Origin of the sequence: Xanthobacter sp. 91 (assembly GCF_000702385.1) — a bacterium.
Lineage (GTDB): Bacteria > Pseudomonadota > Alphaproteobacteria > Rhizobiales > Xanthobacteraceae > Xanthobacter > Xanthobacter aminoxidans.
Genome location: NZ_JNIB01000001.1, coordinates 2,875,825 through 2,894,261, shown reverse-complemented (window position 1 = coordinate 2,894,261; position 18,437 = coordinate 2,875,825). Strand labels below are relative to the sequence as shown.

Genomic DNA, 18,437 nt, shown 5'->3' with positions numbered 1-18,437 from the left:
GCACCCGCCGGCCGGTTTGCGAACCTGCCTTACGGCTGCTTGGTGAGGCGCGCGCAGAGCGCCAGCGCGTCGTCATCGTCCGCTTCGAGATAGCAGAGGTCGATCACGCCGTCGGGCTGGATCGTCCCGATGTGGATGCCGTCGTCACCCGAGAGATAGAGGGTTTTCAGATCGGGCGTGAGCGTGCCGAAGACCGGCTCGGACTTGGTGCCGCCGCGCACCGGATAGACCACCTTGGCCTTGAAGGAGCGGCCGCGCTGCTCCTCGACGACGAGGCCGTAGTCGGCGTTCACATAGCCCATTTCCATGCCCACACCGTCGCTCGGCCCCTTCCAGGTCCCGACGAGGGAGGGCGCCTGCTGCGCCGAAGCGGGCACCGCGACCGCGAGCGTGGCAACAAGGGACAGCGCGAAAACGAGAGGCTTCATGTTTCCCTCCTGCGGACGCGGGGGGCGCGGGTGGAGCACTGCCGCTTGACGTCCCGGCGTCCATGCGTCACGCCGGAACGGTCGCACGGCGTCACGAGGGCCACAATACCGCTACGTCACAGCTGCCCGCGCCATCCACACCCTCCCTTCCGCGCCATCGCCGAGCCGAGATGAATTATCGCCACGCCTTCCACGCCGGAAACCCGGCCGATGTCATGAAGCACGCCGCGCTTGCCCGCGTGCTCGCCTATCTCGGCAAGAAGGATGCGCCCTATCGCGTGCTCGACACCCATGCCGGCACCGGGCTGTATGATCTCGACGGCATCAACGCCCGCAAGACCGGCGAGGCGGATGCCGGCATCGAGGCGGTGCTGGCGGCGCAGGACGCCGGCACCCTCCCCGCCCCCGCCGCGGCGTTGCTCGCGCCCTATCTCGATTGCGTGCGCGGCCTGCGCGAGGGCGGGCGCAAGCTCTATCCCGGCTCGCCGGCCCTCGCCCTCGCCCTGTCGCGGCCGCAGGACAAGTTCCTGTTCTGCGAGCTGAACAAGGAAGAGCGCGTGAAGCTGGAGAAGCGCGTGGGCGAGGACCCGCGCGCCGAGGGCCGGGTGAAGATCCTCGCCCAGGACGGCTGGCAGGCGCTTGCCGCGCATCTCCCCCCGCGCGAGCGGCGCGGCGTGGTGCTGGTGGATCCGCCGTTCGAGGAGCCCGGCGAATTCCAGCGCATGGTGGCGGGGCTGGAGGCGGCGCACCGGCGGTTCGCCACCGGCATCTTCATGCTCTGGTATCCCATCAAGGATTTACGCGCGGTCGACGCCTTCCGCCGAGACGTGGCCAGCCTGAGGCTCCCCAAGACCCTGCGGGTGGAACTGGATTTCGCGCAGGTGCGCGCCCTCGACACCCTCTCCGGCTCGGGTCTCATCATCGTCAATCCGCCCTTCACGCTGGCGGACGAGATGAAAACCGTGCTCAACGCCCTCGCCCCGCTGCTGGCGCGGGACGGCAAGGGGCGGGCGCGGGTGTCGTGGCTGACGGAAGCCGGCTGAGGCGCCGGAAGAACGGGGTAGCGACGACGCTGCGCCGAATCCCGTTGTTTTTGCGTGGCAGCATGGCCACGGCCGGGCTATCCAGAAGGTCCCTCCTCCCGTCCCCACGGACCCCCGCCCATGCTGCTCCGCCACTCCCCCACCTCTCCCTTCGTGCGCAAGGTGCGCGTCGCCGCTGCCATCCTCGGCATTCCGCTCCAGCTGGAGCCGGCCGACACGCTCGACCCCAACGACACGCTGCGCCAGCAGAACCCGCTGGGGAAGATCCCCGCGCTGCTGGCCGACGACGGGCAGGTGCTGTTCGATTCGTCGGTGATCCTCGCCTATCTGGACCATCTGGCCGGCGACGGGCGCATCCTGCCCACCGCGCCGGCTGCGCGCATCAAGGTGCTGCGCCGCGAGGCCCTCGTGGACGGGATGATGGATGCTGGCATCCTCATTCTCTATGAGGCGCGCTTCCGGCCGCAGGAGAAGCACGAGCCGCGCTGGCTGGAGCATCAGGCCGGCAAGCGCCTGCGCGCGACCGATGCGCTGGAGATGGAGGTGGAGCCCTATTCCGGCACGCCGAACGTGGGCGACATCGCCCTTGCCTGCGCGCTGGGCTGGTTCGATTTCCGTTTCGGCGGCGACTGGAGGGCCGAGCATCCCAAGCTCGTCGCCTGGTTCGACGCCTTCAGCGCCGCGCATCCTGAGTTTGCGGGCTCCGCGCCGGTGGCCTGACACGCCAAAGGCGCCACCCCGAGGGGTGGCGCCTTCGACGCGGTACCAGCGCTTTCGTCACTCGACGATGTAGACCACCTTGCGGGTCTTGGGCTCGACGATGACGCGGCGGTCGTTCACCACCGTGTATTCATACTCGCTGTTCTGCGGGATATCGTAGAGCGTCACGCTGGGCGGAAGCTGGCGGCCCACCACCACCTCCTGCTCCATGCGGACGGAGGGACGGCGCTCCTTCATCACGTAGGTGCGCACCTCCTGCGGGGGCTCGGCGGCCGCGCCGACACCGGCACCGACCACGCCGCCCACCACCGCGCCCACGGGGCCACCCACCACCGCGCCGACGGCGGCACCGCCGACCGCGCCCGTGGCGGTGGAGGCCTGCGCGAAGGCGGCGGCGGGAGCGATCACGGGAGCCGCAAGGGCGGCGATCACGGTACTCATCAGCAACGTCTTTCGCATCTTACCTCTCCTGCTGCGTTCAGATCGCATCAGAAACAGTGGTCGAGGCAAAAACGTTCCCGGCAGCATCCAAGAGCTGCAGATACCTGGGACTGACTTGGGGAAAACCGGGGGCGAAAACCTTGGCCTTCGCCCCAATGCCGTCATCTTTGACTTCGGCTTTGCCGTGCGCGGTGCGCTCAGGCGCTCGCCACGGCCTTCGCAGGCACGCGCGGGACGGGAACCATCATCCCGCGCTTGATCAGCTCCGCATGGGTGAGGTCCAGCACCCGCCAGGCGGTGGCGACCAGTTCGTCCGCCTCCTCGTGCGACAGGGTGAAGGGCGGGGCGAGGATCATGCCGTCGCGCACCGCGCGCATCACCAGCCCCTCCTTGAAGGAGAAATCGCGGCAGATGAGGCCCACCGTGCCCTCCTCGGCCGCGAAGGCGGCGCGGGTGGACTTGTCGGGGGTCAGCTCCATGGCGCCGATCAGCCCCACCATGCGCGCCTCGCCCACCAGCGGATGCTCGGCCAGCTTCAGCCAGCGTTCCTGCAGGTAGGGGCCGATATCGGTCCGCACCCGGTCCACCAGCTTTTCCTCGTGCATGATCTTGAGGTTGGCGAGCGCCGCGGCGCAGCCGCCGGGATGGCCGGAATAGGTGTAGCCGTGGTTGAAGTCGCCGCCATGCTCGATGAAGCCTTCGGCGAAATGATCGCCGACGATGACCCCGCCCAGCGGGAAGTATCCCGAGGTCACGCCCTTGGCGAAGGTGATGAGGTCCGGCTTCACGCCCATGTATTCGGAGCCGAACCAGCGGCCCGTGCGCCCGAACCCGCAGATCACCTCGTCGCAGATGAGGAGCACGTCGCGATCGCGGCAGATCTTCTCCACCTCGGGCCAGTAATTGGCGGGCGGGATGATGACGCCGCCGGCGCCCTGGATGGGCTCGCCGATGAAGGCGGCCACATTCTCCGGCCCCGCCTCGTCGATGGCGCGGGCCACCTCGCGCGCGGCATAGAGGCCGAAGTCCTCGCGGCTCATCTCGCCACCCTCGGCCCACCAATAGGGCTGGGCCACGTGGATGATGCCGGGAATGGGCAGCCCGCCCTGCGCATGCATGGGCTTCATGCCGCCGAGCGAGGCGCCGCCCATGGTGGAGCCGTGATAGCCGTTGCGGCGGGAGATGAAGATATGCTTCTCGGGCTTGCCCAGCGCTGCCCAATAGTGGCGCACCATGCGCAGCACCGTGTCCACCGCCTCCGAGCCGCCGGAGGTGAAGAACACATGGTTCATATGGGCCGGCGCCACCTCGGAGATGGCCGCCGCCAGCTCCGCCGCGGCGGGGTGGGTGGTCTTGAAGAAGGTGTTGTAATAATCGAGCTGGTAGAGCTGCTGCGCCATGGCATCGACGATGGCGTGCCGCCCGTGCCCCACCTGCGAGCACCACAGGCCCGACATGCCGTCGAGGATCCTGTTGCCGTCGCTGTCAAAGACATAGACCCCCTCGGCCCGCGTGATGACCCGCACCCCTTCGGCGTTCAGCGCCTTCGTGTCGGAGAACGGATGCAGGTGGTGCGCCGCATCCAGCGCGCGCCAGTGGGCGGTGGAGTTGGACAGGGGGGCGGACGTCACGATGGCGATGCTCCGTGTTGAACCTCTGCGGTTCTAGAGCATTTTCGAGCGAAGTGGATTCCGGTTCGCGTGAAGAAAATGCGTTTCGCCAAAAATCTCCGGCGAACCGGAGTTCGCCGGTCATGCTCCAGCGCGAAAGCGGGACCGTGGGCCACCCCCGCGCTGTCGCCGCCCGCCTGATCTGCTAAAGCTGCGGCGGTGATCGAGCGTGCGGAGGCGAGGGCATGGAACCGGGGTTCTGGCAGGCGCGGTGGGAGACGAAGCAGATCGGCTTTCACGAGGGAAAGCCCAACGCCTATCTGGTGAAGCACCTCGACCGCCTCGGCCTCGCGCCCGGCGCGCGCATCTTCCTGCCCCTGTGCGGCAAGACACGGGACATCGCCTATCTGCTGGGGCAAGGCTTCGCCGTGGCCGGCGCGGAACTGAGCCGCATCGCGGTGGAGGAGCTGTTCGCCGAGCTGGAGGTGGTGCCCGAGATCACCGCGGCCGGCGACCTCCTGCGCTTCAGCGCCCCCGGCCTCGACATCTTCCAGGGCGACATCTTCGCGCTCGAAGCCGAGACCCTCGGCCCGGTGGATGCGGTCTACGACCGCGCCGCCTTGATCGCTCTGCCGCCCGACATGCGCCCGCGCTATGCGGCCCATGTCACGGCCATCACCGGGGCGGTGCCGCAGCTGGTGGTGACGCTCGTCTATGACCAGTCCCTCGTCGGCGGCCCGCCCTTCTCCGTGCCTTCGGTGGAGGTCCATGCGCTGCACGACGCCGGCTATCAGGTGACGCACCTCGATGCCGTCACCCGTCCCGACGCCCTCAAGGGCCAGTGGGAAGCGACCGAAGAGGTGCATCTGCTAGAGCGGCGGTGAGGGGTCTCGCATCCCGGCCGACTGGAGCGCAGCGGAAGGAGAGCCGGGATCCAGCGCAAGGACGACCGCGCAGCGGACAATTCCTGCAACCGCCGGATTTTAAAGCGCCTGCGGCGGACTTTTGCGCTGGCCCCCGGATCGGCGCTCCACCTCCGGTGTCGCTTGTCCGGGGAGCCGGGCCGCTCCAGTCTCAGAGCCGCGTCCACACCGTCTTGAGGTCGGAATACTTCTCCAGCGCGTGGAGGGACTTGTCGCGCCCGAAGCCGGACTGCTTCACGCCGCCGAAGGGGGTGGTGATGTCGTCGGCGTCGAAGCAGTTCACATAGACGATGCCGGCCTTGAAGCGCCGCGCCACCTTGTGCGCGGCGGCAAGGTCGGCGCTCCACACCGAGGCGCCGAGGCCGTAAACGGTGCCGTTGGCGATCTCCACCGCCTCGTCCAGCCCGTCGAACCCGATCACCGACAGCACCGGCCCGAAGATCTCGTTCTGCGCCAGCGCGGAGGACGGCGCCACGTCGTCGAACACGGTGGGCGCCACGAAGGCGCCGCCGGTCTCGGTGCGCACCGCCGTGCCGCCCGTCACCAGCCGTGCACCGCTCTCGCCGCCGGCCTGGATGGCGGAGAGGATGCGGCCCTGATGCTCGCGGCTCACCACGGCACCGGCCGGCGCGTCGGGATCGAGCGGATCACCCGGCATCCAGCGCGGGGCGAGCGCGGCGACACGCTCCACCAGCTCGGCGCGGATGCGGTTGTCCACGAGCAGCCGCGAGGCCGCCGTGCACATCTCGCCTTGATTGAAGAAGATGCCGCCGGCCACCGCCTCAGCCACGGCGCCGAGGTCCTTCACGTCGTGGGCCACCACGAAGGCGGTCTTGCCGCCCAGTTCGAGCGCCACGCGCTTGATGTTGCTCTCGGCGGAATAGCGCAGGAAATAGCGGCCCACCTCGGTGGAACCGGTAAAGGCGATGGCGTCCACATCCATGTGGAGCCCCAGCGCCTTGCCGGCCTCGACGCCGAGCCCCGGCACCACGTTGAACACCCCGGCGGGAATGCCGGCCTCCGCCGCCAGCTCGGCGAGGCGCAGCGCGGTGAGCGGGCTTTCCTCCGCCGGCTTCAGCACCACGGAATTGCCCATGGCGAGGGCCGGCGCCACCTTCCAGGCGGCCATGATCATGGGGAAATTCCACGGCGTCACGCAGCCGACGATGCCCAGCGGCTCGCGCAGCACGAGGGCGAGGTTGTCGTCGGTGGTGGGCGCGACCTCGCCATAGACCTTGTCGCAGCACTCCCCGTAATAGGCGAAGCAGTCGGCCGCCGCGCGCACGTCGATGGCGCGGGCGTCCGAGATGGGCTTGCCCATGTTCAGCGTCTCGGTGAGGGCCAGTTCATCCCGGTGGGTGCGGATGAGCTCGGCGAAGCGCAGCAGGGCGCGCTTGCGCTCCAGCGGGCGCTGGCCGGCCCAGCGACGATCCTCGAAGGCGCGGCGCGCGGCCTTCACGGCCCGGTCCACATCCTCCGCATCGCAGGCCGCGACCTCGGCGATGGCGTGGCCGGTGGCGGGATTGACGGCGCTGAAGGTGCGGCCGGAGGCGGCCGGCACGAAGGCCCCGTCGATGAAGGCGTGGGTCCGGAAGGAAGGAATGTCCGCCGCCGCCCGTTCCACCGCCGCCATGATGTGCGCTCCGCTGCCAGACCCGGCCCGTGCCAGACCTGCGGCACCCTCGCGCGCCGTAACGGGAGCCGTCAAGGTGGGGCGGCGGGCGCCTATTCGCGCTCGGGCGGGCCGCTCTCCCCGTCCTCGTCCTCTTCGGGACGGCCGGGGATGGCGTAGCTGCCGGACAGCCAGCGGTTGAGGTCCACGTCGGCGCAGCGCTTGGAGCAGAAGGGCTTGTAGCGCTCCACCGGCGGCTTGCCGCAGATGGGGCACGGCCGGGCGGCGGGGATGGGCTTGGCGGGGGTATCCGCGCTCACGCCGCGCGCTCCACCCAGCCAGCGCGCACGTCGTAGCCCTGGCCGGTCAGCAGGCCGAGGGTTTCCGAAAGCGGCAGCCCGACCACGTTGGTGTAGGAACCCACGAGCTTCACCACGAAGCCGCCGGCGATGCCCTGGATGGCATATCCACCGGCCTTGCCGCGCCACTCGCCGCAGGCGAGGTAATCGTTGATCTCGTCGCGCGACAGCCGCTTGAAGCGCACCCGCGTCTCCACGAGGCGGGTGGCGGTACGGCCGCGCGGATCGATGAGGCAGACGCCGGTATAGACGCGGTGGGTGCGGCCGGAGAGCAGGCGCAGGCACGCCTCCGCCTCGTCCACCAGGTCCGGCTTGGGCAGGATGCGCCGGCCCACCGCCACCACGGTGTCGGCGGCGAGCACCAGCGCGTTCATCTCGGCGTCCTTGGCCCGGCCGGCCACCAGCTTCGCCTTCTCCTGCGACAGGCGCTGGGCGAGGCGGCGGGGCAGCTCGCCGCGCTCGGGCGTCTCGTCCACGTCGGCGGGCATGAGAAGGTCCGGCTCGATGCCGGCCTGGTTCAGCAGCGCGAGGCGGCGGGGAGAGCCGGAGGCAAGGACGAGCTTCACCTGATCGTTCACGGAGCAAAATCCTCCCGGGCCGACCCGCGTCGGCCCCTGTCTGGTCGTGGTCTAGCGGAATTGGCCGGGCCTGTGAACGCCTTCAACTGCCCGTGATGGCTCCGCCGGCCTGTAACCGCTCGGGCCCGCTCCCCGAAAAGCCGGATGTCGGCCAAGCGCAGCCGATCCAGGGAAGAAGGACGCCATCCATGTTCACCCGCCGTTTCACCCTCGCCTTCGCGATCGCCCTCCCCCTCGCCGCAGCCGCCTTCGCCGGCGCATCCGCCCTAGCCGGCACCGAACACGGCGCCACCACACACGCCGCAACCGAACACGCCGCCTACACGCCCGCCGCCTTTGCCGACGCGCAGAAGGCGGGCAAGCCCATCCTCGTGGAGATCCACGCCAGCTGGTGCCCGGTGTGCGCGGCCCAGGCCCCCATCCTCGGCGAGTTGCTGGCCACCCCCAAGTTCAAGGACGTGGTGGTGTTCCGCGTGGATTTCGACAGCCAGAAGGATGCGGTGAAGGCGTTCGGCGCCCGCTCGCAGAGCACCCTCATCGTCTACAAGGGCAAGACCGAGGAAGGCCGTTCCGTGGGTGATACCGCGAAGCCCTCCATCGAGGCACTGCTGGCCAAGGGCGTCTGAGGCGACCATGGCCCTCGGCAGCCTCGGCCTCGCGTTTCTCGCGGGCGTCCTCTCCATCCTGTCGCCCTGCGTGGTGCCGCTGCTGCCTTTGGTGCTCGGCGCGGCAGCGGCCGAGCACCGCCTCGCCCCATTGGCGCTGGCGGTGGGGGTGACGCTCTCCTTCACCGTCATCGGCCTGTTCGTCGCCACCGTCGGCTACGCCATCGGGCTGGAGGGCGACGCTTTCCGCATGGTCGGGGCGGTGCTGATGATCGGCATCGGCGCGGTCCTCGCCGTGCCGCCCTTGCAGACGCGGCTCGCCACCGCGGGCGGGCCGGTGAGCGACCTCGCCAGCCGGCACCTCTCCGGCTTCGCGACCGAGGGGGTGGGCGGCCAGTTCGCCGTCGGGCTGCTGCTCGGCGCGGTGTGGAGCCCCTGCGTCGGCCCGACGCTCGGCGCCGCCTCGGTGCTCGCCGCGCAGGGCCGCAACCTCGGCGAGGTGGCGGCGGTGATGGGCCTGTTCGGCCTCGGCGCCGGCCTGCCGCTGGCGCTTGCCGGAACCCTCTCGCGCCCCACGCTGATGCGCTGGCGCTCGCGGATGATCTCCGGCGGCAAGGGGGCGAAGGCGCTCATGGGTCTCGTGCTGGTGGTGGTCGGCCTTTTGATCGCCACCGGCGCCGACAAGCGGATCGAAGCGGCGCTGGTTCAGGTCTCCCCGGCCTGGCTCACCACGCTGACGACGCGGTTCTGACCTCCCGCAGGTCGTCTCCGCTTCGATCCAGAGACGGGCCGAACAGGGGCCGTCTCCCTCCGGCCGCAGGTGTCCTGCTCGTCCCGCAGGCTGTGGCCGGCGCCCGGTGGCGCACGCCTATCCCACGTGCGCCGCCGGGCTCTTCGTGTGTGCGGGGGTATGCCTCTTGCATGGGCGCGGGTGAAAAGGACCCGCGCGGCATGAAAACCTTTCTGGATTGGTCGGCTTACGACACCTACGGCATCGGCGACGCCTATTCCGGCATTCCCGCCACGGGCGGGAACTACGCCAAGGCCGTGGCCGTGTGCATGCACAGCCGCGATTGTCAGAATACCGGCAAGGGCGTGATGTGCCCGAGCTACCGCATCACCGGCGACCGCGCCCACTCCACCGAGGCCCGCGTCGCCGCCTTCAAGGCGGCTTTGAACGACGGCGGCGACGCGGCCGCGTTCGCCGATCCCCGGCTCGACGCCGCCATGGACCTGTGCGTGTCCTGCAAGGCCTGCAAGAAGGAATGCCCGAGCGCCGTCGACATGACGCTCATCAAGACCGAGTATCTGGCGCAACGGCACGAGATCAAGGGCGTGCCCCTGCGCACCCGCCTGTTCGGCGGGGTGCCGGAATGGACCGGCCGCCATCGCCGCCTGCTGCGCCGCGCCATTCTGCTGCGCAACCGCGTGCCGCTGATGGCCCGGCTCGCCGAGTGGTTCCTCGGCATCACCGCCCGCCGGCCGATCCCGGAGCCGGCACCAGCGGCCTATGTGGCGCCGCCCGCCGCGCCGCATCTGGCGGAACGGGGCGACGTGATCCTGTTCGTGGATACCTTCTGCCACCATTTCGAGCCGGAGGTGGCTGAGGCCGCCCGCGAGGTGCTGACCTTCGCCGGCTATCGTGTGCGCATCGCCAAGCCCGACCCATCAGACGCCGAGCCCGACCGGCCTTTGTGCTGTGGCCGCACCTATCTCACCACCGGCATGGTGGAAAAGGCGCGCAGCGAGGGAAAGCGCGTACTCGCCGCCTTCGAAAGCGAGATCGCCACCGGCACGCCCATCATCGGCCTCGAGCCTTCCTGCCTGCTCTCGCTGCGGGACGAGCTCTACAGCCTCGGCCTCGGCCCGAAGATCGGCGCGCTGGGCAAGCAGCTCTACCTGTTCGAGGAATTCCTCGCCCGCGAGCACCAGAACCGGGGCCTGCGGCTGAAGCTCAAGGCGCTTCCCGGTGCGAAGGCGGTGCTGCACGGCCACTGTCACCAGAAGGCGTTCGGCGTGATGAAGGCGACGCGCAAGGTGCTCTCCTTCATTCCCGGCTTCTCCTACGACATCGTGGAAACGAGCTGCTGCGGCATGGCCGGCAGCTTCGGGCTGGAGGCCGAGCATTATGATGCCTCCATGCAGATGGCCGAGATCGCCCTGCTGCCCGCCATGCGCGCCGCACCGGACGACGCGCCCCTGATCGCCAACGGCTTCTCCTGCCGCCACCAGATCGAGCACGGTTCGGGCCGCAAGGCGCGCCACATCGCGCTCCTGATCCGGGATGCGCTGGACCGGGACTGAGGCACAGGGGTAGGCGCCACGGGGAAAAGCTTTATCGGCGACGCTGCGCCAGCTATCTATGGGAGAACCGTCGTCGGCCCGATGCGTGAACCGTCGGCCTCAATGCGAGCGCCCCCATGAACGCCATCACCTCGCTGAAGTCCTTCATCCTCGACCGGGTCGAGATGATCGGCGCCCCCTTCTATACCGACGCCCACCGCCTTTCGGTGCCCGAGGACGACCCCCACGACACCCTCGCCGCTGGCGCGGCGGAGGACCATGACCCCGCCGACGGGCAGTCCTTCGCCATCGATTATGTGGACCATGCGGGCAATATCAGCCACCGCCGCATCTCGGTGTGGGCGGTGCAGCGCAATGTGGAGGGCGTGCCCATCCTCATCGCCAAGTGCCACGAGCGGCAGGCGGCGCGCGCGTTCCGGGTGGACCGCATTACCGGTGTGACCGACCTCGACGGGGCGAAGCGCGAGCCGCTGTCGCGCTTCTTTTACGAGACCTTCGGTTTCATCTGGCCCAAGGACGCCGAGGTGGTCGCCCCCGAGGAGCCCGAGGACCAGCGCTGGGACCGCATCCGCATGGTCATCCGCAAGGCCGGCATCGCGCTCCTCGCCGCCTTGGCGCGGGCGGACCGGGAGATCGGTGCCGCCGAGGTGGAGGAGATGGTCTTCTTCTGCGAGCGCGCCTGCGCCGCCGAGGAGATCGACCTCACCGGCGCCGAGCGCGAGCGCCTTGCCGCCTGGGTCGCCCGCCTGCGGCCGACGCCCGAATCCGTGGAAACCTCCCTCGACACCCTGTTCGAGAGCGGCACCGAGGCCATCGCTACCCTGCTGAAGGCCGGCATGCGCGTCATCAACGCCGACGGCTCGCTCAAGGAAGCCGAGGCCGAGATGCTCGACGCCTTCTGCTATGCCCTCACCGGCCGGCACGTAAGATAGGGTTCACCGAAAGCAGAGGCGCGGCGGCACCATATGGCCGCGCCTGCGTTGTCCTCCGAAACCATCCGGAGGACACAATGCCGTCTGCCCGCCCGATCCGCCTCTTTCGTCCCGTCCTTGCGGGAGCCTTCCTCGCGGGTGCGCTGCTGAGCGGCCCCGCGCTGGCGCAGCAGGCCGCCCCGGCCGATCCCCTCCCCTCGCGCCCCGCGCCCGCCACGGCCGCGCCCGCACCGGCGACATCGCCTGTCGTCTCGCCCGAGATCGCGCCGCCGCTGGCCGCGCCAAAACCGGGGGATGCGCTGAAGGCGCGGGCGGAACAGACCGTCACCGAGGAGGCGCTCAAGGACGCCGAAGCCGAGGCGCCCGAGGATGCCGAGCGCGCCGCCGCCTGCAAGGCCCATGCGATGGCGCGGCTCAAGGCCCGCTCGCCCTCCGTCGACGACATCTTCATCGACATGGACGGCCTCACCATCGCCAAGGCCGACGCGACCGTGGGGCAGGAGAAGATCACCGCCGTGCTGATGGGCGAGGCCTATATCAAGCGCGACCGCTCGGACAAGGCCCACCGCTTCCTCTGCCTCGTGGGCGAGAAGGACAAGGTGGTGATGACCTTCTTCACCGAACGATAAGCCTCAGGTCTCGACCAGACCCGTGGTGTTGCCGGAGGCCACCGAATCCGTGCGGCCGTGGGGCTTGGCCAGATATTCGTCCGAGCGCATCTCGTGCAGGCGCGAGATGGTGCGGGCGAACTCGAACGCCTCCGCCCCCTCGGTGCCGAGATAGAGCTGCTCCGGCTCGGCGGCGGCCGAGGCGATGAGCTTCACGTTGGCGTCGTAGAGCGTGTCGATGAGCGAGATGAAGCGCTTCGCCTCGTTGCGCTGGTCCGGCCCGAGAATGGGGATGTGCTCCAGCACGATGGTGTGGAACTGGCGGGCGAGGCTGAGATAGTCCGGGTTCGGTCCCAGCGCCGCCTCGCACAGATCAGCGAAGGAAAAGCGCGCCGCGCCCTGCCCCATGGCGGGGATGGCGAGCTTGCGCCCCTTCAGCAGCATCTCCCCCGGCTTGCCGCCGGTGGGGCCGGCGAGACGCCGCCAGGCCGCCGCCACCGCCGCGTCGGCCGCCGGGCCGAGCGGCGTGTGCCAGGTGCTCACGCCCTCCAGCTTCTCCATACGGTAATCGGTGCGGGAATCGAGGGACATGACACGCATGCGCTGCTCGATCTCGCCGATGAAGGGCAGGAACAACGCGCGGTTGAGGCCCCCGGCATAGAGGTCCTTCGGCGCGACGTTGGAGGTGGCCACCACCACCACCCCGTCGGCGAACAGCTTCTCGAACAGCCGGCCGAGAATCATGGCGTCGGCGATATCGGTGACGTGGAATTCGTCGAAGCACAGCACCTTGGCCTCGTCGGCCAAAGCCTGCGCCACCGGGGCGATGGGATCGGCGCTCTTGCGCTCGCCCTGCTTCTGCGCCTGCCGCTCGCGGAAGATGCGCTCGTGCACGTCGCCCATGAATTCGTGGAAATGCGCCCGGCGCTTGCCCTTGGCCGGCAGTGCGTCGAGAAACAGGTCCATGAGCATGGTCTTGCCGCGGCCGACCTTGCCATAGACGTACATGCCCTTGGGCTGGACCGGGGCTCGGCGCTGGAACAGCCAGCCGAGCGCCGAAGATTTCTGCGCCAGCGCCCGCTGCCGCAATTCCAGCTCCAGCCGGGCGAACTCGTTCACCACTTCGGCCTGGGCCGGATCTTCCGAGATTTCCCCAGCGGCAAGTTTCGCCGCATAAAGCTCCGTGACCCGCGCCGTCGTCTCACCCGCCATGAACGTGTTCCCGTTCACCCGCCGTTCCCGGCGCCTTCACCTGCCGCGCCGCGGTTCGGCGCTTGTGCACTGCCGCATCCGCTTAGAGCAGATCGGCGGAAAGTTGAAGCTCAGAGCGTCTCGGCGATGACCAGAGGATGGCCGGGCATGAGCTCATAGGGCGCCTTCCACCCCGGCAAAGCGGAGATGCGGCCGGCCCAGCGGGCCAGGGCGGGATAATCCTCCACCACCACACCCGCCCGCTCGGGATAGTAGATGTATCCGGCAAGCGAGATGTCGGCGATGGTGGGCCGGTCGCCCACGAGGAAGTCGGAAGCCTGCAGGTGCTTGTCCGCGACGGCATAGGCCGCCCTCGCGCGCGTCCTGAGGAAGGCGCTCAGCTCGTTCTCGCCCTCGCCCCGCAGCTCGACCATGAAGCGCAGGGTGGCGAAGTAGGATGTGAACTTGTGGTTGTCGAAGAGAATCCAGCGCAACACCTCGCGCCGGCCTTCCTCGTCGTCGGGCAGGAAGTGGCCGGTCTTCTTCGCGAGATAGTCGAGGATCACGCCCGACTGGGACAGCTTCAGCGCGCCATCCACCAGCACCGGCACCTCGCCCATCTCGTTCACATCGCGCTTGTAGGCCTCGGTGCGGGTCTCGCCGTTGAAATAGTCGACGAACCGGGCCTCCCAGGCGAGCCCGCACAGCTCCAGCATGAGGGCGACACGATAGGCATTGCCCGACTGGGCGAAGCAGTAGAGTTTGAAGGGTGACACGCCGACCGGTCTCCGTGTTGACCACCAGAGCACACTATCCCCATCAGACCCGCCCCCGTCAGGCCCGCCTGCGAAAAGGCGACCGCGCTTAGGCCAAATTCTTTCGTCATCCACCGTCCCGCCCGACAGGAACAGCCGAGCCCGCACGATGGAACCCCTTGCCCCGCCCCGCCACCGTCCGCGCGAGCCGTTCGCCCGCCGCGTGAAGCACTGGCTGGCCGACCACGATCCCGGCGGCATCGACACCACGCGCGCGCTCGCGCTGGGCATCTCTTTCGTCATCGTCATCGCCACCGGCTACGCCACCTCGGTGGGGTTCCGCTTGGGAATGGACACCACCTTTCCGATGATGGCCGGCTGCGCCGCGCTGGTGATGATCTCGTTCAATCCCGGCGCCAGCGCCGCCGCCGAGGGGCGCACCATGCTGCGCCTGTTCGGCGTCTCCGTCGCCTTCCTCGTGCTGCTCACCGCCATCGGCCCCGGCAACGGCACGGCCAACGACATGGTGCAGAAGCTGCTGCTGATCCCGCTGTCCTTCATCGCGCTGGCGCTCAGGCGCTCCGGCATGGACGGCCAGCGCCTCGGCCTCGCGCTGATCGTGGTGGCGACGGTGGGCACCATCATCCGCCCGACGCGGATGGAGGCGGCCATGCTGCTCCTCGCCTTCTGCCAGGGGGCGCTGGTGGCGGCGGCGGTGCGGCTCTCGCCGTGGCGGCCGTCGGCGGTGAACGCCTTCGTGGACACCACCCTCGACATGCAGAGCGCCGTCGCCACCTACCTGCGCGAGCTGTCGGCGGCGGTGCGCGACAATCATCCCTTCCCGCCGGACGCGTCCGAGGTTCTGGAGCACCTGCGCGGGCGCGTCTGGAACGCCCTCGCCAACGCCATCGCGGAAGATCCCGCCGCCCAGCCCGATTTCGAGCAGCTGCGCGTGCGCTTCTATCGCCTGCGCGTGGCGGTGCAGCTTCTCGCCGGCTGCGTGCCGCAGAAGACGCCCGACACCGTGGACTGGCGCCAGCCCTTCGCCGCCGCAGCCGACCACATCGCCCGCCGGCTGGAGGCGGTGGATGTCTCCGATGTCCATGCGGAAGAACGGTTCGAGCGCGCGGTGGCGCAATTGCGTCTCGTTGCCTTCTCGCCGGACCTGCCCGGCGAGGCGCGCTTCGCGCTTCTGCGGGCGCTCACCGCCTTCGATCGCCTCTCCATGGTGGTCACCGGCATCGCGGCGGCCGAGATGGCGCCCTTCCCGCCGCCCCATCCCGATGACGAGCAGGACGCCCTGCCCCCGCCGCCCAGGGCGATCCCCCTCTTCGTCAAGGGGCCGGACGGCCGCCAGATCCTCTCCGCGCCCTACCGGGTCGCCTGCCAGGGCGCCATGGCGACCGCCATCACCACCGCCTTCGACCTCCTCGTCCATCTCGATCACGCCTATTGGGCGACGATGACGGTCATGTTCGTCATCGGCAACAGCGTGGGCGAGACCTACATGCGGGTGCGCTATCGCACGGTGGGCACGCTCATCGGCGTGGCGCTGGGCTTCGGCCTGTTCCTCGCGCTGGAAGGGCAGATCTGGGTCATGGCCGGCTTCTGCATGCTGGCGCAGATGATCGCCGTGGTGACCCAGAAGGACCGTTACGATATCGCCTCCGCCGCGGTCGGCCTCTCGGTGGTGCTGGGCCTTCACATCATCTCCGGGCTCGGGCCGGAGGGCATGGTCGCCCGCGTCTACGAGACGGCCATCGGCGCGGCGGTGGCGCTGGCGGTGTCGTTCATCGTGCTGCCGGTCTACCTCACCGATCAGGTGCGGCCCGAGGTGCGCGCGCTGCTCCGGCGCTGCCGGGCGGCCTTTGCATCGTGGTGGCCGCACCCCGGCGAGACGACCAGTGTCGCGGCGCTGGTGCGGGATGTCCGCTCCCTCGGCCTGCGCCTGCCCAATCTCGGCGCCGAGCAGGTGTTCGGCCATTCGGCGGGAGACGTGGCCAACATCGTCTCCACCCTCGACGTGCTCATCACCTATCTCGCCCTCATGGAGGACGTGGCCCACCGCCTCGCCGCCGCGAACCCCTCGGAGCAACTCGTGACCGTGGTGGAGGCCGCCCGCTCGCGCACCCTCACCGCCTTCGAGGTGGTGCTGGGGGAGGCCGGCGCCGGCAGCGCCGATGCCGCCAATCCCGCTGTGGCCGCCGCCGTTTCCACCGTGCTCGGCCTCGCCGACGACGCCAAGCTCAGGGAAACGTTGCCGCTGGTGGCGGACTATCTCGCCTATTCGGAAGCGCTGCTGCGCCCCCTGCGCGAACTCAATGCGGGCCTGCGCGACAAGCCATGGCGCAAGGAAGACATGATCGCTGCGGGTGCCGCCCCGGCCACGCCAGCGCCTTAGATCCCGCCTTGCCCGCAGTCCACGTGGCTGTACAGTCGAAATCGGGGTGACGGCCGGGCAAAATTGGGGGCCACGACCATCACCCATGGGGGGAGACGATGACGCGGGCTGGCGTTTGCAATTTGGTCGCCGTGATGGCGCTTACGACTGCGGGAATGCATCTGGCCAACGCCCAGACGCCCGTCGATCTGGGCACAATCTGGAACGAGCAGGAAGCCGGATGGCAGGGCGTGTGGACGCGCGTCGGCCGGTCCAACACATTTCAGGCCGTCTGGACCAAAGACAATCGCGTTGTCCGCGCCAGTCTTCAGATGACCGTGAGTGGAAATGTCGTTTCGATCACGCGGGATGACACGTCCGGGCCCGGCGTCGGCAAGGCCGGCTGCGAATATACCGGAACCGTAAAGGGCAATATGATCGCCGGCGATTACAATTGCGCCTGGTCGAAAGCTGCCGGAAAGTGGAAGGCGACCATTTCGCGTTGACCCGTCATACGCAAGCCGTGTCTGGCGCCCGCAGCGGCTTTCTTTAGCGGCGGCCCCCTCGACACGCGCAACGGAGCGCTCCAAGGACGAGCCGGCGCGTTCTCCACTCTGGGTTCAGAGGCCACTCACTGAGCGGGTTGATTCTAATCCGCTCGGGTCGCGCTCTAGAGCGCGACCGGCTTGAAGTGCTTGGAGAGCTTCAGCCCCTGGCCCTGATAGTGGGAGCGCATGTCGGCGCCATAGAGCGTGTGGGGGCGCGCGGCCATGCGCTCGTAGACGAGGCGGCCCACGGTCTGCCCGTGCTCCAGGATGAACGGCACCTCACGGGAGCGCACCTCCAGCACCGCTCGCGCACCGCGCCCGCCGGCCGCCGGATTGCCGAAACCGGGATCGAAGAAGCCGGCATAATGCACCCGGAACTCGCCCACCAGCGGATCGAACGGCACCATCTCCGCCGCATAGTCCGGCGGCACATGCACCGCCTCGCGGGAGGCGAGGATGTAGAAGGCGTCCGGGTCGAGCACGAGGCTGGCCGGCCGGTCCGGCCGCACATGGATGGGCTCCCAGAAGTCCGCCACGTCCAGCACGCCCGCCTGATCCACGTCGATCACGCCCGTATGCTTCTTGGCGCGGAAGCCCATGAGCCCGCCCAGCGCATCGCCCGCGAGGTCCACCCCCAATGCGATGCCGCCCGCCGCCACATCCGGGCTCGTCGCATCCACGAGGCATTCGGCGGTCTGGAGGTTCAGAAGCTCCAGATCGGACAGGCGCGACACACCCCGGCGGAAGCGCACCTGCGACAGGCGCGAGCCGGTGCGCACGAGAATGGGGAAGGTGCGCGGGGAAATTTCGAGATAGAGCGGGCCATTATAGCCGGCCGGGATGGTGTCGAACGCGCGGGCGCCATCGGTGATGACACGCACGAACACGTCGAGCCGCCCGGTGGAGCTTTTGGGGTTGGCGGCGGCAGCCAGATCCGCCGGCAGCTTCAGCCGCTCGAACAGTTCCACCAGATAGACGCAGCCGGTTTCCAGCACCGCGCCCTTGGTGAGATCGAAATCGTGCAGGGCGAGGTCGCCGAGCCGTTCCTTCACCGAGACGCCGGCGCCCGGCAGGAAGCTCGCGCGCACCCGCCATGCGGTGCGGCCGAGGCGCAGGTCCAGGCTCGCCGGCTGGATCTGGTCGTCGTCCAGCGCCTTGCGGCAGGCGATGGCGCCGGACGCCTTCAGCGCCCCGATTGCCTCTGCAGGCAGGATGCCGGGCTTCAGATGCTCCGTGGCACGCATCGTCATATCCGCTTTCCCGTCCTTTTTGTTCGATTTACCGGACGGAGCCCTTGACGCCAAGGGGGCCCCGCTCTTTAGTGCGGCCGTGGAGAATTTGAGCCGGCCGGCTTGCAGCCACGTTAAACAACCATGCTAAAAGGCCGGGGAGACGACAAG

General features: G+C 69.1%; 19 protein-coding genes and 1 riboswitch. Of the genes, 10 read left to right on the top strand and 9 right to left on the bottom strand.

Annotated elements, in window-relative coordinates; genetic code table 11:
• Positions 1 to 29: 29 nt before the first annotated feature.
• Positions 30 to 428: a hypothetical protein gene (locus A37E_RS25985; RefSeq protein WP_029557107.1), complete on the bottom strand. Its 399-nt coding sequence runs from the start codon at positions 426 to 428 to the stop codon at positions 30 to 32.
• 170 nt (positions 429 to 598) lie between these two features.
• Here A37E_RS25985 and rlmJ point away from each other — a divergent pair, with 170 nt between their 5' ends.
• Positions 599 to 1,471: a 23S rRNA (adenine(2030)-N(6))-methyltransferase RlmJ gene (gene rlmJ / locus A37E_RS0113680; protein WP_029557106.1), complete on the top strand. Its 873-nt coding sequence runs from the start codon at positions 599 to 601 to the stop codon at positions 1,469 to 1,471.
• A 120-nt stretch (positions 1,472 to 1,591) separates the two neighbouring features.
• Positions 1,592 to 2,191 carry a glutathione S-transferase N-terminal domain-containing protein gene (locus tag A37E_RS0113675; RefSeq protein WP_029557105.1) on the top strand — a complete coding sequence of 200 codons (600 nt, stop codon included), beginning with the start codon at positions 1,592 to 1,594 and terminating at the stop codon, positions 2,189 to 2,191.
• Positions 2,192 to 2,248: 57 nt separating this feature from the next.
• Here A37E_RS0113675 and A37E_RS0113670 read toward each other — a convergent pair whose 3' ends face one another.
• Both A37E_RS0113670 and A37E_RS0113665 read right to left on the bottom strand, forming a co-directional pair.
• Positions 2,249 to 2,650: a DUF1236 domain-containing protein gene (locus A37E_RS0113670; RefSeq protein WP_029557104.1), complete on the bottom strand. Its 402-nt coding sequence runs from the start codon at positions 2,648 to 2,650 to the stop codon at positions 2,249 to 2,251.
• A gap of 179 nt (positions 2,651 to 2,829) precedes the next feature.
• Entirely contained in the window at positions 2,830 to 4,263 is a 1,434-nt protein-coding gene (locus A37E_RS0113665) for an aspartate aminotransferase family protein (RefSeq protein ID WP_029557103.1), read from the bottom strand.
• A 224-nt stretch (positions 4,264 to 4,487) separates the two neighbouring features.
• Between A37E_RS0113665 and tmpT the strand changes: the two genes are divergently transcribed.
• Complete coding sequence (tmpT, locus tag A37E_RS0113660) at positions 4,488 to 5,126, top strand: thiopurine S-methyltransferase (RefSeq protein ID WP_029557102.1); 639 nt, start codon at positions 4,488 to 4,490, stop codon at positions 5,124 to 5,126.
• A 190-nt stretch (positions 5,127 to 5,316) separates the two neighbouring features.
• Here tmpT and A37E_RS0113655 read toward each other — a convergent pair whose 3' ends face one another.
• The 3 genes from A37E_RS0113655 to A37E_RS0113645 all read right to left on the bottom strand — a co-directional run bounded on the left by A37E_RS0113655 (position 5,317) and on the right by A37E_RS0113645 (position 7,714).
• Positions 5,317 to 6,798, bottom strand: coding sequence for an aldehyde dehydrogenase (locus A37E_RS0113655; protein WP_029557101.1), 1,482 nt, complete (start codon positions 6,796 to 6,798; stop codon positions 5,317 to 5,319).
• A gap of 92 nt (positions 6,799 to 6,890) precedes the next feature.
• Positions 6,891 to 7,097: a DNA gyrase inhibitor YacG gene (gene yacG, locus A37E_RS0113650; protein WP_024277474.1), complete on the bottom strand. Its 207-nt coding sequence runs from the start codon at positions 7,095 to 7,097 to the stop codon at positions 6,891 to 6,893.
• The gene (locus A37E_RS0113645; protein ID WP_029557100.1) at positions 7,094 to 7,714 is read right to left on the bottom strand and encodes a Maf-like protein; all 621 of its coding nucleotides are present in this window, start codon (positions 7,712 to 7,714) and stop codon (positions 7,094 to 7,096) included. Before A37E_RS0113645 ends, yacG begins: the two co-directional genes overlap by 4 nt.
• Before the next feature lie 188 nt (positions 7,715 to 7,902).
• Here A37E_RS0113645 and A37E_RS0113640 point away from each other — a divergent pair, with 188 nt between their 5' ends.
• From A37E_RS0113640 to A37E_RS0113620, 5 genes are all read left to right on the top strand, one after another.
• Positions 7,903 to 8,340 (top strand): thioredoxin family protein, encoded by a 438-nt coding sequence (locus tag A37E_RS0113640; protein ID WP_029557099.1) that lies wholly within the window; start codon positions 7,903 to 7,905, stop codon positions 8,338 to 8,340.
• A 7-nt stretch (positions 8,341 to 8,347) separates the two neighbouring features.
• The gene (locus A37E_RS0113635) at positions 8,348 to 9,070 is read left to right on the top strand and encodes a cytochrome c biogenesis CcdA family protein (protein ID WP_029557098.1); all 723 of its coding nucleotides are present in this window, start codon (positions 8,348 to 8,350) and stop codon (positions 9,068 to 9,070) included.
• 200 nt (positions 9,071 to 9,270) lie between these two features.
• A complete protein-coding gene (locus A37E_RS0113630; protein WP_029557097.1) occupies positions 9,271 to 10,623 on the top strand; it encodes a (Fe-S)-binding protein in 1,353 nt (450 codons plus the stop codon).
• A gap of 116 nt (positions 10,624 to 10,739) precedes the next feature.
• On the top strand, positions 10,740 to 11,555 hold the full coding sequence (locus A37E_RS0113625; protein WP_029557096.1) for a WYL domain-containing protein: 816 nt from the start codon (positions 10,740 to 10,742) through the stop codon (positions 11,553 to 11,555).
• Positions 11,556 to 11,632: 77 nt separating this feature from the next.
• Positions 11,633 to 12,184: a hypothetical protein gene (locus A37E_RS0113620; protein WP_029557095.1), complete on the top strand. Its 552-nt coding sequence runs from the start codon at positions 11,633 to 11,635 to the stop codon at positions 12,182 to 12,184.
• 3 nt (positions 12,185 to 12,187) lie between these two features.
• Here the strand turns inward: A37E_RS0113620 and zapE are convergent, their stop codons facing one another.
• Both zapE and A37E_RS0113610 read right to left on the bottom strand, forming a co-directional pair.
• Positions 12,188 to 13,375, bottom strand: coding sequence for a cell division protein ZapE (gene zapE / locus A37E_RS0113615; protein ID WP_024277467.1), 1,188 nt, complete (start codon positions 13,373 to 13,375; stop codon positions 12,188 to 12,190).
• A gap of 110 nt (positions 13,376 to 13,485) precedes the next feature.
• A complete protein-coding gene (locus tag A37E_RS0113610; RefSeq protein ID WP_029557094.1) occupies positions 13,486 to 14,130 on the bottom strand; it encodes a glutathione S-transferase family protein in 645 nt (214 codons plus the stop codon).
• A 148-nt stretch (positions 14,131 to 14,278) separates the two neighbouring features.
• Here A37E_RS0113610 and A37E_RS0113605 point away from each other — a divergent pair, with 148 nt between their 5' ends.
• Together A37E_RS0113605 and A37E_RS0113600 are read left to right on the top strand one after the other, a co-directional pair.
• Positions 14,279 to 16,510, top strand: coding sequence for an FUSC family protein (locus A37E_RS0113605; RefSeq protein ID WP_029557093.1), 2,232 nt, complete (start codon positions 14,279 to 14,281; stop codon positions 16,508 to 16,510).
• Between the two features lie 155 nt (positions 16,511 to 16,665).
• Complete coding sequence (locus A37E_RS0113600) at positions 16,666 to 16,995, top strand: hypothetical protein (protein ID WP_051679015.1); 330 nt, start codon at positions 16,666 to 16,668, stop codon at positions 16,993 to 16,995.
• Between the two features lie 164 nt (positions 16,996 to 17,159).
• Here the strand turns inward: A37E_RS0113600 and A37E_RS0113595 are convergent, their stop codons facing one another.
• A complete protein-coding gene (locus tag A37E_RS0113595; RefSeq protein ID WP_029557091.1) occupies positions 17,160 to 18,287 on the bottom strand; it encodes a 2'-deoxycytidine 5'-triphosphate deaminase in 1,128 nt (375 codons plus the stop codon).
• 69 nt (positions 18,288 to 18,356) lie between these two features.
• Positions 18,357 to 18,437, top strand: a riboswitch (SAM riboswitch).